The organism is Kribbella sp. NBC_00482 (genome assembly GCF_036013725.1).
Lineage (GTDB): Bacteria > Actinomycetota > Actinomycetes > Propionibacteriales > Kribbellaceae > Kribbella.
The window spans coordinates 586,570-599,371 of sequence record NZ_CP107881.1 but is presented as its reverse complement, the minus strand read 5'-3'; the positions used below and the strand labels follow the sequence as shown (position 1 = coordinate 599,371).

11 protein-coding genes are annotated in these 12,802 nt (G+C 68.4%); 6 read left to right on the top strand and 5 right to left on the bottom strand.

All coding sequences use genetic code 11. From position 1 onward, the window contains the following. Nucleotides 1-36: 36 nt before the first annotated feature. Nucleotides 37-354: a nucleoside triphosphate pyrophosphohydrolase gene (locus OHB24_RS02960; RefSeq protein ID WP_327637369.1), complete on the top strand. Its 318-nt coding sequence runs from the start codon at nt 37-39 to the stop codon at nt 352-354. 64 nt (nt 355-418) lie between these two features. Next, nucleotides 419-1,180, top strand: a complete 762-nt coding sequence (locus tag OHB24_RS02955) for a class I SAM-dependent methyltransferase (RefSeq protein WP_327637368.1) — start codon at nt 419-421, stop codon at nt 1,178-1,180. Nucleotides 1,181-1,195: 15 nt separating this feature from the next. Here the strand turns inward: OHB24_RS02955 and OHB24_RS02950 are convergent, their stop codons facing one another. Both OHB24_RS02950 and OHB24_RS02945 read right to left on the bottom strand, forming a co-directional pair. Continuing rightward, nucleotides 1,196-3,205, bottom strand: a complete 2,010-nt coding sequence (locus tag OHB24_RS02950) for a phosphotransferase family protein (protein ID WP_327637367.1) — start codon at nt 3,203-3,205, stop codon at nt 1,196-1,198. A gap of 45 nt (nt 3,206-3,250) precedes the next feature. After that, nucleotides 3,251-5,521 (bottom strand): CDP-alcohol phosphatidyltransferase family protein, encoded by a 2,271-nt coding sequence (locus OHB24_RS02945; RefSeq protein WP_327637366.1) that lies wholly within the window; start codon nt 5,519-5,521, stop codon nt 3,251-3,253. Nucleotides 5,522-5,659: 138 nt separating this feature from the next. Between OHB24_RS02945 and OHB24_RS02940 the strand changes: the two genes are divergently transcribed. Beyond that, nucleotides 5,660-6,529, top strand: coding sequence for a lysylphosphatidylglycerol synthase transmembrane domain-containing protein (locus OHB24_RS02940; RefSeq protein WP_327637365.1), 870 nt, complete (start codon nt 5,660-5,662; stop codon nt 6,527-6,529). Nucleotides 6,530-6,572: 43 nt separating this feature from the next. Here the strand turns inward: OHB24_RS02940 and msrA are convergent, their stop codons facing one another. Both msrA and yczR read right to left on the bottom strand, forming a co-directional pair. Further along, a complete protein-coding gene (msrA, locus tag OHB24_RS02935) occupies nt 6,573-7,211 on the bottom strand; it encodes a peptide-methionine (S)-S-oxide reductase MsrA (RefSeq protein ID WP_327637364.1) in 639 nt (212 codons plus the stop codon). A 182-nt stretch (nt 7,212-7,393) separates the two neighbouring features. Next, on the bottom strand, nt 7,394-8,836 hold the full coding sequence (gene yczR, locus OHB24_RS02930) for a MocR-like transcription factor YczR (protein ID WP_327637363.1): 1,443 nt from the start codon (nt 8,834-8,836) through the stop codon (nt 7,394-7,396). Nucleotides 8,837-8,899: 63 nt separating this feature from the next. Here yczR and yczE point away from each other — a divergent pair, with 63 nt between their 5' ends. Next, nucleotides 8,900-9,559 carry a membrane protein YczE gene (gene yczE, locus OHB24_RS02925; protein ID WP_327637362.1) on the top strand — a complete coding sequence of 220 codons (660 nt, stop codon included), beginning with the start codon at nt 8,900-8,902 and terminating at the stop codon, nt 9,557-9,559. Between the two features lie 73 nt (nt 9,560-9,632). On the opposite strand, the gene OHB24_RS02920 is transcribed toward yczE, so the two are convergent. Further along, nucleotides 9,633-11,792 carry an MMPL family transporter gene (locus OHB24_RS02920; protein WP_327637361.1) on the bottom strand — a complete coding sequence of 720 codons (2,160 nt, stop codon included), beginning with the start codon at nt 11,790-11,792 and terminating at the stop codon, nt 9,633-9,635. A 102-nt stretch (nt 11,793-11,894) separates the two neighbouring features. Here OHB24_RS02920 and OHB24_RS02915 point away from each other — a divergent pair, with 102 nt between their 5' ends. Next, nucleotides 11,895-12,476, top strand: a complete 582-nt coding sequence (locus OHB24_RS02915; protein ID WP_327637360.1) for a TetR/AcrR family transcriptional regulator — start codon at nt 11,895-11,897, stop codon at nt 12,474-12,476. Continuing rightward, a complete protein-coding gene (locus OHB24_RS02910; protein ID WP_327637359.1) occupies nt 12,473-12,769 on the top strand; it encodes a DUF1905 domain-containing protein in 297 nt (98 codons plus the stop codon). The genes OHB24_RS02915 and OHB24_RS02910 overlap by 4 nt, the downstream gene beginning before the upstream one ends. Nucleotides 12,770-12,802 lie beyond the last annotated feature (33 nt).

Sequence of the window (12,802 nt, the reverse complement as noted above, 5' to 3'; positions counted from 1 at the left end):
CTTCGGCGGTCGGTCTGTCGGGTTGTTGGAGGAACTGTGAGTGCTGACGGCAAGCTGGTGAGGGACCGGATTCCGGAGATCATCCGTGCGAGCGGCGCCGAGCCGGTGACGTACCAGGCCGATCCGGCCGAGTTCCGTCGGCGGCTGCGCGACAAACTCTTGGAGGAGGTCGACGAGTTCCTCCAGGCCGACGACGCGACCGCCGTCGAGGAACTGGCCGACATCCTCGAGGTCGTCTACGCCCTCGCAGCCGACCTGGGAACGACCACGGAGGCCCTGGAAACAACCCGAGCCGCCAAGGCCGGCGAGCGAGGAGCGTTCACCGACCGAACCATCTGGGCCGGCACCCGCTGACCGGCTACTCGCCGTACCCGAAAATGCCGAGCAGTAAGGGTGCGGAAGGTGTCAGGATGCTGGCATGGTTGCGCGTGCGTTGAGCTTCGGGACGGTGGCTGAGGCCTACGAGCGGTTCCGGCCGGGGTATCCCGTGGAACTCCTCGAACTGGTGACGGCGTACGCCGGTGCGCCGATCCGGACTGCCCTCGAGATCGGCGCCGGGACAGGCAAGGCAACGCGCCTGTTCGCGCAGGGCGGGATCGCGGTCACGGCGACAGAACCGGACGCGGCCATGCTCGCGGAGCTGCGCAAACACCAGTCGGCGAACGTCACCACCGTGCAATCCGCATTCGAGGACCTGCCGCTGGATACGTCGTACGAGCTGGTGTATTCGGCTGCCGCGCTCCACTGGACGAACCCTGAAGGCCGGTGGGAGCGCATGGCCGAACTCGTCCGACCGGGCGGCGTGTTCGCCTCGTTCGGCGTACCGATCCAGCTGGCCGACCCGGCCCTCAAGGAGGCCGCGCGCGCGGCACGTGCGCCGTACCTCGACGACGACGGCGTCCCGTCACCCGACGGCACCCCCGAGGACCGTCCGATGCAATGGCCCGGCACGGAACTCCAGCAGTCCGAGTGGTTCACCGACGTCCGCCAGGCGGTGATCGAACGGCGCCTGACGGTGAGCGCCGCCGACTACATCGGACAACTCTCGACAGTCTCGGCGTACGTGATGCTCCCACCCGCCGACCGAGACGAAGTCTTCCGCCGAACCCTCCAGGCCCTCCCCGAAACCGTCGAAATCGACGCCCAGATCGCAATCCACCTAGCCCGCCGCCACCACTGACGAGCACCTTTCGGGCTATTCGCCGTCCAGCCAGGCGTTGGTGCGGGAGGCGTGGGCTGCGCCGTTGAAGACGACCGGGATCTTGCCGTACGACGTGATTGCGGTCGCCGTGCCCTTGGCCCTGCTGAAGGCGTACTGGTAGCCGGAGTCGGTGTTGTGGTCGATGCCCACGACGATGGTGCCGTAGTTGTTGCCGCAGTGCTCGATCAGGAGCGACTCGAAGGAGGACCAGCCGGACTTGCGGATCAGCTTGACGACCGGCTTCGCCGTCGCGGTGGTCGGGATGTGGATCGTGTAGAGCGCCCCGGCGGTGGTCGTCATCAGGAGCGTGTCGTACGTCGGCTGCTGGCTGATCATCGCCATCGTCTTGAAGCTCTTGAACCCACCGAACGAGCCGTACGCCTTGTAGCCGGTGCCGTTCGCCACGTACCGGTAGAGGTTCCCGTTGGTGTTCAGGCCGTACAGCAACGAGTGCTTACGACCCAGCGGGTCGGCGTAGTTCGACGTGGCGATCGTCTTGAAGCTCGTCCACCCGCCGCCGAGTTTGGTCGCGGTCACCCGTGCCCGGCTACCCGGCGGGGTGATGGTCGAGTGCCGGTACAGGTTCCCGCCCTGCAGCAGCAGCCCATAGGAGTACTGCTCACCCTGACGCGTCGTCGACATGTACCAGGTGGTCATCGCCCGGACCGGCACGAAGTCCGCAAGCTGATAGCGATTCCAGACTCGCGGCGGCTTCGCAGCGAGGATGTCAGCCTCCTGCACGGCGTTCGCACTGTCAGTCCAAACAGTCCGATTGATGCACGGCACCGACTCGGCCACAGCAGCCTGCGCCGGCCCTGGCAACCCGCTCGCCACCAACACTGCAACCCCACCCAGAACCAACCCGAGTCGCCGCACGCTCATCCGCCCCATTCCTCCACAATCCTGAACCCCGGACCGCAGACGATAGCGCCCCCTCCCGACCGAACCACCATCCTTTGCCACTTCTTGCAAAACGAAAGCGGTCTCAGACTGCGGATCCTTCGGCGTCGGGTTGAACAAGGTCTCCCACCTCGTGGCAGTCACGATGTGGTTGAGGATGGTCTGCCGGTCGCCTGGCCAGGCGTGGTCGCCGAGGCAGGTGTAGTTGATGTGGCTGCTGCCGGCCAGGAGTAGGCGCGCGACATTGAGATCAGGCTCGCGGCCGTAGCCGTCGTACAACGGTTCCCACCAGCGGCAGCCAGTGCCGGTGAGATGGCCCGTCAGCTCGATGAAGAGCTTTGTGAAGTCGAACAGCGGGCAGCCGGCGGAGGAGACTTCTAGGTCCAGGACTCCAGTGACAGTCCAACCTGACGTCACTCGGTCGAGGAAGAACCCATTGGCATGGCAGTCCCCGTGGATGAATCGGGGTGGGTCGAATGAAGAGCGGGCGTCCTCGACGGAGTCGGCAACTAGGTTGGCCAAGCGGTCCATGACCTTCGGGTCGACTTCGGTGCTGTCGTCCGCCCAGGTGCGCATCGCGGTAGTGAGGAAGCGCTCGAAGCGCCAGCTCGGATGCTGGAATCCGTCCGTCGGCGCTTGGGCCGGTGGACCATCGACGAGGTAGCCGGCATGTTCATAGCGGAGAGCATGCATGCTGGCCAAGTGCTGCCCGACCTGCCGCAGAGCGTCGTCGGCCTCGGGGCGACTCAACGTCGGGAGGAGGTCGACAAGGGACGTGCCAGCGAGCTCAGCCGTGAGCAAATAGGGCCAGTTCAGCGGGTTGTCGCGGGTTGACGAAGCTTTCACGACAATCGGCGTCGGCAGTCCGGCTTCAGCGAGCAGCCGATGAGCCATGGCCTCGTGTTGGACTACGCGACCTGCTGCTTCGGGGTCGTCGCCGTACCAGGGCTTGGTATGTGCTTTGAGGTATCGCACCGCTTCCGGTGTCGCGATGCGCCAAGTGTGGTTCTCCGGGCGCAAGAACGTGACCCGCAGGTCGTCCGATGGCCCTGCTCCCACGATTTGCCTGGCGGCGGGCTCCGTCAGCGAAGCGGCATTCAGCATCGTCTTAGCGTGTCCGCGCTCGAGTTGCCCGCGCAAACCCTTTACCTAGCGGCCGTAGGCGGTGAGGAAACGGTCTCGGAAGGTGTCCATCGGCCAGACCGGTGCGCTGCCGTCCGGCCGCAGCCCGTCCCGCCAGCCCCAGTCCGCTGCGCGGTCCGTCACGGCTGGGTCGGCGGCGATGATACTCACCGGCACGTCGTGGCTCGCCCCATTGCCCGAGACGATGCTGGCCGGCTGATGGTCGCCGAGGACGACGAGCACCAGGTTGCGGTCGTCGAGCTGCTGTACGAACGAGGTCAGCGCGTCGAGCGAGTAGGCGATGGACTGTGCGTAGGCGGCCTTCACATGGTCCGGCTGCCGCCATACGTCTTCCGGTGAGTCGCCCTCGGCCGGCATCGGGTCGAAGACCGAGCCGTCGCCCACCCGGCTCCAGTCGACGAGGCGGGGGAGCGGTGCCCAGGGCGTATGGCTGGAAACCAGGTCGACCTCGGCCATGACAGGAGCGCGGTTCTGTTTCCCCAACTCCAGCCGCTGGAGCGCGGCCAGGGTGTATTGGTCAGGCATCGAGGCATAGCTGAACGACGGCCCGGCGTACCCCACGTTGCGGCGGTCGTAGACCATGTCGTAGTGGTAGTACGACTTCGCCACCGACCAGTCCTTGTCGTTGGACGGTACGTCGGCGATTGTCCGCCAGCCGGCGCGGCCGAACGCGTCGGTGAGAGTGAGCCGGTCGAGGGTGACGAGGTGGTCGTACCGCTGCTGGTTGTTCACCCACAACCCGGACTGCAGGGTGGAGTGCGCCAGCCAACTGAGGCCGCCGAAGGTCGGCGAGGTGAGGAAGCCGCTGCGCGAGGAGAAGCCTGCCTGCTGCAGCCGCCGGTCCCCGGCCTCGAGCGCCGACCCGACTACAGGAGAGTCGAGCGCCGTACGTCCGTAGCTCTCGACGAAGACCAGGAGCACGTCCTTCCCTCTCAGGCCGGTCAGAAAGTCGGTGTCCGGGGTGTCGCGGAACGGATCCTGCTCGAGCGCTCGTACGAACTCCCGCTGGTCGCGGAGGTCGTCACGGACCTGCGTGGTGAGCCGAGCGGCGGAGGCCGAGGCGAGCTGTCGTACAGGCCAGGCGCCGGTCAGGGTGGGCACGATCGAGATCGCGGCCAGGACGGCAACGATCCGGATCGTCGGCCGCCGGTGTCTCGCCACGAGCCTTGTCACCCGCACTGCCGACAGCGGCAGTAGGGCGAGCAGGGCAACGCAGAGGACTCCGGCTCCGATGAAGACTGCGAGGGCGCCGACGCGGCCGATCGAGTCGCCGAGCAGGCTCAGCGCGGAGCCGGCGTACGCCGCGTCGTAGACGGGGTGGAAGACGCGGTCGAAGGCGAAGTAGAAGCCTCTGTCGAGCAGCCGCGTGATCATCAGCACCCCGACGAGGAAACCGCCGATCAGCGCGAGGATCCGCGCGAGTCTCGACGGCAGTACGCAGACGAGGACGACGAACACCAGGCCCTCGAGCGGGATCCGGAGGAAGGCGGCCGGTGACAGGTCGTCGGTGTGGTCCGGCACGAGGAGCGCAGCCCAGACCAGGAGCACCGCCAGCACCGACGTCACGGTGGCACGAGTGCTCGGCGGGCGTCCGGCCAGGCGCCAGAGCCCCCAGGTGTGCCGGCCGAACGACTCGGCCAGCAGTCCCAGCGCGATCAGCAGCACCACTGTGGTCACGGCATCGGGCAGGATGCGGGCAGCCGCGAGGGTCAGCACGATGCCCACGATCGCGGCGACGACCTTGGCCCAGTAGCGGGGCGGGAGCGAGCCGCGCAGCCACGGCAGCGCCCAGCCGGCAGCGACGAACACGTAGCGGGCGGCACCGAATGCCATCACCCACAAGCCCATCGTCTGTGCGACGTACACGCTCAGGACCACAACGAGGAACGAGTCGACTTCCATGTCGAAGCGCGCCCCGAACGCCGAAACGGTGCCGGTACGCCGAGCGATCCGGCCGTCCACCCCGTCGAGGATCAGCGCGATCGTCGAGAGCGCCACGAAAATCGCCACCGGCGTCTCGCCGTCGAACGAGTCCGCCGTGAGGGCCGCGACGCCGCAAGCGAGGACCGCGCGAGCCAGTGTCACTCTGTCCGCGGGCCCCAACCCGTCACGACGGTGATGCGCCATGGAGCGGGCGGTCAGCGCGGCAAGGCCGGCTCCGGAGGCGACGCCGGTCGCCCAGCCGGCGACATCGAGGCCGGTGACTGCTGCGAGTACGCCCAGGAGCACGAGCAGACAAGCGAAGCCGGCGAGCGGGCCGGTCAGGATGCTGCGCACTCGACCTTGAACCAGACGCACAATGCCTCCGTATCTGCGGGTACGACGGTCATACGAGAACAGCGTCGCACCGGTTCACCCGGTTCCAACTACGAGATCGGAATCGCCATCAGCCGAAGCATCTGGACCTGGGCCCGCGTGGCGGGCGGCGCCGCGATCCTCGCCGTTCTCGTGTGGCGGGTGGGCACGGGCCCCTTGGTGGACGGGCTCCGGCTGACGACCGGTTGGTCGCTCGCCGCGGCCTTCGCGATCACGTCGTTGACCACGTTGTGCTGCGCCTGGCGGTGGAGGCTCGTCGCCGGCGGGCTCGGCGTCGAGGTGCCGCTGAGAACCGCGGTGGCTGCGTACTACCGGTCCCAGTTTCTCAACGCCACGCTGCCCGGCGGGATCATGGGCGACGTACACCGCGCCGTGCGCCACGGGCACGAGGTCGGCGACCTGGGCCGGAGTCTGCGGGCCGTCGCGTGGGAGCGGGCGTCGGGATTTGCGGTACAGATCGTGCTGACGGCGGGCGTGCTGGTCCTGCTGCCCTGGCCCGCGGGCTCCCTTGTTCCTTCGGTCGCCGTGACGGTCATCGCCGCTGTGGCGCTGATCGCCGTACTCATCCGACGTCGCCTCACCTCGCGGATCGGACGCGCCTTCACCAGCGATCTCCGCGATGCGGTCCTCGCGCCGCGGGCCTGGCCTGGCATTGTGCTCGCCTCTACCGTCGCTGCGCTCGGCCACGCCGCCGTATTCCTGATCGCAGTGCGAGCGACCGGAGCGGACGTGTCGTTGGCTCGGCTGCTGCCTCTGGCACTGGTCGTGCTGACGGCCTCGGCGGTGCCGACGAACATCGCAGGCTGGGGCCCGCGCGAGGGCGCGGCCGCATGGGCGTTCAGTTCGATCGGACTGGGCGCGCCGCTGGGCCTCACCGTCGCGGTGGTGTACGGCGTACTCGCGCTGGCCGCAACCCTGCCCGGAGCCGTCGTCCTGGTGGTTGCGCGCCGGAGTGCTGTATATGCCTGATGCCCCTGAACTCAAAGAGCCCAGGGGCATCGCGCTGAACCTGTCAGCTGGGGAACTTAGCCCCGGTGTTGCTGTGGCACCGATACCCGTTGGGGTTCTTGTGAAGGTACTGCTGGTGGTAGCCCTCGGCGTAGTAGAACGTGGTGGCGGGGGCTATTTCGGTGGTGATGTCGTCGTAGCCGAGGGGCTTGATGACGGGGGCGTAGAGGTCGCGGGTGCGTTCGGCCTCGGCGCGCTGGGCGTCGTTGGTGTAGTAGATCGCCGAGCGGTACTGCGAACCGAGGTCGTTGCCCTGGCGCATGCCCTGGGTCGGGTCGTGGGTCTCCCAGAAGACCTTCAGCAGGTCGGTGAAGGTGGTCTTGGTCGGGTCGTACACGACCCGGACGGCCTCCGTGTGACCGGTGCGGCCGGTGCAGACCTCCTCGTACGACGGGTTCGGGCTGTAACCGCCCGCGTACCCGACGGCCGTGGTGTACACGCCCGGCTGCTGCCAGAAGATCTCCTCGGTGCCCCAGAAGCATCCGGTGCCGAACCAGACCTCCTCGAAGCCCTCAGGTGCGGCAGCGGTCTGCGGCGTGTGCAGGACGATGTTCTCGTCCGGTACGGCGAAGCCGGCGGTGGGCCGGCCGGGGAGCGCGGCCGCCGGCTCGACCATGGCGGTGTTGCGGGTGAAGAACGACATTCTCACGCCTCTCGCAGTCTGACTCTCATAGTTTCCCAACGCCCCCGTCCAGCCGAACCTTCCCCACACCCCTTACGGCACGATGACGTGCGAACCGCCACGCCATCACAATCGCGCGCCCCGGGCGGCCCCAGGCGGGCGCGCGGCCGAAGGGACCAATTGTGATGGCCTGGGCGTCCGGCCTACGCGATCATCGTGCCGGGGCGGTGGGTGGGGGTGGCGCCGGTGGTTAGGGAGGCGTAGGACGTGGCTAGGCGGGTGGTGCCCTCGCGTAGTGAGTCCACGTCGAGGGTGAACGGGAGGCGGATGAAGGACTCGAGGCCGCCGTCGGGGGAGAAGCGGGAGCCGGCGACCAGGAGGGCGCCGTTGCGCTGAGCGACGCCGACCAGGCTGGAGCCGACCGGTTCGGGAAGCTCGCACCAGAGCGACAGCCCACCCGACGGCAGCCGGAACTTCCACGACGGGAGCTCGGCGGACACCGCTTCGGCCAGTGCGTCTCGCCGCTGCGCCAGCGACGCCCGGCGCTCCGGCAGCAAGGTGGAGCGGCGCCGCAGCAGGTCCGCGACGACCAACTGCTCCAGCACCGGCGCACCGAGATCCATCGACGCCCGCGCGTCCAGCACGCGCGCGACCATCGCCTCCGGCACTCGCATCCACCCGATCCGCAAGCCGCCCCAGAACGACTTGCTCACCGATCCGACCGTGATCACCCCGTCCGGGTCGTATGACGCGAACGGCGGCGGCATCTCCTGCCCGTCCAGCGACAGCTCGAACAGCGTCTCGTCCACGATCGCCGTCGTCCGCGCCCGCGCGAACGCCCGCGCCAGCCGCTGCCGATCCGCCGCGGACATCAGGAAACCGGTCGGATTCTGGAAGTCCACCACCATCCACGCCGCCCGCGGCGCCGTCTGCCGAATCGTTGCCTCCAGCAAAGGCAGGTCCCAGCCGCCGGGCGACATCGGTACGGCGACCACACGGCCGCCGCTGCGCCGGATCGCGTCCACCGAGTTCGGATGCGTCGGGCTCTCGGTGAGGACGCGGTCGCCGATCTGCGTGATCGCCCGTACCGCGATCGACGTCGCGGCGAGCGCCCCGGCGGTGACGATGATCTGATCCGCCGACGTCGGCAACCCGCGTTCGCAGTACGCCGCCGCGATCTCGGAACGCAGGACCGGCAGGCCCTGTGGGTGGTACCCGGGCGTGAGGAGGTGTGTCGGCAGCTCGCCGGCCGCCGACGCCACCGCAGTACTGATTCCCGGCACCGCGGCCGGCGCCGCGCAGGTGAAGTCGTAGAGCCCGTCGGTGTCGATCCCGGGCGCGTGGTGCCGCCCGAGTTCCGGCTCGATCTTCGACGGCAGCGCGGTGACGCTCCCCGAACCACGCCGGCTCGTCAGGTAACCGCTGTCACGCAACGAGCGATACGCGGAGGCCACCGTCGTACGGCTGACGCCCAGGGCCTCGGTCAGCTCGCGCTCGCTCGGCAGCCGGGAACCGGGCATGATCCGCCCGTCCGCGATCAGCAGCCGGAGCCGCTCGGCCAGGACGCGGTACGCCGGACCGGTCCCGTCGGCCCACTCGCCGAGCAGGCCGCTTAACGTGCTGGCAGGAAGATAACGCGCTCGCATGCAGTCCACTATCGCGCAACTGGCTATCGAATGCCAGGCCACTTACCCCTGACACTGGATCTCGTGACCGCCACCTCCGATGCCCCGCCGCGTCAGCTCGCGCCCCTCAACCCGATCCAGCAGCTGAAGGCAGGCCACCTCCCGCGCCGCCTGGTGCAGCTGTACGTCGGCCTGACGCTGTACGGCGCCTCGATGGGCCTGATGATCCAGGGCAACCTCGGCCTCGACCCTTGGGACGTGTTCCACTCCGGCATCACCAAGCACATCCCGCTCAGCTTCGGGACCGTGGTGATCGCGATGAGCTTCGTCGTACTGCTCGCCTGGATACCGTTGCGCCAGTGGCCCGGTCTCGGCACGATCAGCAACGCGATCGTGATCGGCCTGGTCACCGACCTGACGCTGGCCACCGTCGACCGCCCGGATGCGCTCTGGCTGCGGATCGTGTTCATGCTGTCCGGTGTCGTCCTCAACGCGCTGGCCGGCGCCCTCTACATCGGCGCCCAGTTCGGCCCCGGTCCCCGCGACGGCCTGATGACCGGCCTGGTACGCCGTACCGGTCTGAGCGTCCGCCTGGTTCGTACCACGCTCGAGCTGACCGTCCTCGCGGTCGGCTTCCTTCTCGGCGGTGTCATCGGCGTCGGCACCGTGGTGTACGCCCTCTCGATCGGCCCACTGGTTCACGTCCTGCTGCCGATCTTCACCGTCCGCCTGAAGCGCAACTGAAAGACGGGTCCCGGACCAGTAGCGGTCCGGGACCCGTTCTTTCTCGCAGGACCCCTCAGCCTGCGGGTTCTTGTCAGCCGACCGGTTGGAGCTCACGCTCCTCGGGGGCAGCTGAGCTGACCTTCATCCGGCGCGGCCACCAGGCGCGGGGACCGAGCAGGGCGATCACGCTCGGCACGAGGAAGCTCGACATCACGAACGCCGAGATCACGATGCCGGCCGCGACCGAGAACCCCATCTCGGTGAGCAGCGCCATACCGGCCAGCATCAGTGACGAGAACGTGCCGGCCAGGATCAGCCCGGCCGCCGCCACCGACGGGCCGCCGTGCTCGATCGCGCGGTCGGCCGCGGTCCGTGGATCCGTCCCGCGTTCGGCCTCCTCGCGCAACCGGGCGATCATCAGGATGTTGTAGTCGGTGCCGATGGCAACGACGAACAGGTACAGCATGATCGGCAGCGAGAACGTCACACCCGCGTGGCCGGCGGCGCCCTGGAACACGAACACCGTCGCGCCGATCGAGCTGAAGAAGCTCAGCACCACCGCGAACATCAGCACCAGCGGCGCGATCAGCGACCGCAGCAACAGCGCGAGGATGAGCGCGATCAGCCCGCCGGCGACCGGGAAGATCACCGAGAGGTCCCGGCTGTTGGCATCCCGGATGTCGGTGTAGCTGGCGGTCACGCCGCCGAGCAGCGTGGTCGTCCCGGCCGGCGCCTCGGCGTGCGCGGCCTCCCGGAGCTTCCCGTCGACGAGATCCAGCGACGCGTTCGCGTACGGCGCATCCTTGAGTACGACGTTGAGCTGGGCAACGGTCTTGTCCTTGTTCAGCAGCGCCATGCTGCCGTCCGCGCCGGCCGGAAGCACTCCGCCGACACCGTCGACCTTCGCCAGCTTCCCGGCGTACGTCGTGAGCGCGGCCGGATCCAGCGGCGTACCGTCGGTGCTCTTGACGTAGACCGTGGTCGGGTTCAGCGCGCCGGCCGGGAAGCCCGCCTGCAGGTCCTTGATCGCGCGGGACGACTCGGTGCCGTCCGGCAGCTGGCTGAACGCGTCGTAGTCGACCTTCATCCCGAGCGAGCCGAGTGCGAGCACGACCATCACGCCGCCGGAGATCGCCGCGACCACTGCCGGACGCCTCGCGGTGAACGCGCCGAACCGCTTGAACATCGCGCCCTTCGGCGTCTTCTGCCACGACTTCGACGGCCAGAACACCTTCGGGCCGAGCAGCGAGACGACCGCCGGGACCAGGGTGATCGCCGCGAACGCCATCACCGCGACCGCGATCGCGAGACCCGGGCCGAGGCTCTTGAACCCGCCGAACACCGCGAGCAGCAGGGCGCTGAAAGCGACGACGATCGCGCCCGCCGCCGACACGATCACCTCGGCGACCCGGGCGACCGCGTGCACCAGCGCTTCCTTCGGCTGCTCGCCCGCGCGGAGTCGCTCGCGGAACCGGAACAGCAGGAACAGGATGTAGTCGGTGCCGACGCCGTACAGCACGACGGTCAGGATCGTCTGCAGGTCCTGCGTGACCTGCAGATCGGTCGCCTTCGCGACCAGCGCGATCAGGCCGGGCGCGATCGCCGACACCAGACCGACGGTCAGGATCGGCAGGAACGCGGCGACCGGGCTGCGGTAGATCACCAGCAGCAGGCCGATGATCAGCACGACGGTCGCGATTCCGACCACGATGAACGCGTTGTCGAACGCGTCCTGGTTGTCGAGCATCAGCGCCGCGTCGCCGGTCACGCCGTACTCGAGATCGGCGCCGGTGAGCGTGGAGCCGGTGACGTCCCGGATCTTCTGTACGGCGTCCAGTACAGCCTGCTCGTCCGGCGCGCCCTTGAGGCCGACGCTGATGATCTGGACCTGCTTGTTCGGCGAGACCGCCTGCGGGCCGGTGATCGCGGCGGTGACCCGGTCGATCCTCGCCGCGGTGATCTTGGTTGCCACTTCGGTGACCTGGGCCTGGTCGGCCGCGGTCAGTTCGCCGCCCGCGTTCCGCTTGACGACGATGCTGGCGGTCGCGTCGTTGGTCTGCCCGAACGCGTCGGCGGCCAGTTTCTGCGCCTGCACCGATTCGTACTTGTCGGGCAGCAGCGCCGCCTGGTCCTTGGTGGTGACGTCTGCGAGCGTCGGCGCGAACGCGATCACGGCCACCGCCGCGACCACCCAGGCGGCGATCACCTTCCACGGGTTGTGGACGACGAAGCGTCCGAGTTTGGTGAACACCCCGAGACCTCCTCCTGAGGGTTGAGACACACTGTCTACCTGCCGGTCGGTAGGTAGACTACCTGCCGCCCGGTAGGCGGGTGAAGGTGAGAGGGTGGTGACGTGCAGCACGCGACCAGTTCCCGGGACACCAAGGCGGAGATCCATCGCGCCGCGGTCGATCTGTTCTCGAGCCAGGGCTACGACAAGACCAGCCTGCGCGAGATCGCCGAGCAGGTCGGGATCACCAAGGCGTCGCTGTACTACCACTACTCGTCGAAGCAGGAGCTGCTCCGCGCGATCGTCGGCACCTTCCTGGACGAACTCTTCGAGGTACTGCGGCTGACCGAGACGATGGAGTGGTCCTCGGAGAACGAGCAGCAGGCGCTCGGCGCGTACGTCGACGTGGTCATCGCGCACCGGGCGACCGGTCCGACGCTGCTCCGCGACATCGCCGCCGTACTCGCCGCCTTCGGGGACGACCTCGACGAGTTGATCGGTCGGAGCCGGCGCTTCCAGTTGTGGCTGGCCGGGCCGGATCCGACGGCCGCCGATCGGCTGCGCGCGGCGGCCGCGGTGGAGACGGTCGGGGCGGCGATGTCCGCCGGGCTCGATCTCTCGGTCAGCGACGCGGAGATCCGCGCGGTGCTGCTGGACGCTGCTACCGCGGTTCTTGCTCGCCGTGGGACTCCGGTGAGCGAGTGACCGGGTACCGGTTCACGGCGCCGCTGTGGCCGTACCCGGGTGAGGGCAGTTGGTACTTCGTCACGGTGCCGGAGGACATCAGCGACGAGATCACGGACCTGACCGAGGGCCGCCGCAGGGGCTTCGGATCGGTACGGGTCACGGTGACCGTCGGCACCACGACCTGGCAGACGTCCGTCTTCCCGTCCAAGACCGGCACGTACATGCTCCCGATCAAGAAACTGGTCCGGACCGCCGAGGATCTCGCTGAGGGCGGTCCCGTCGAGGCGTTGCTGGAACTCGTCGACTTCTGACGTACGCCGCCGCGGTGGGCGGCGGCGTACCTC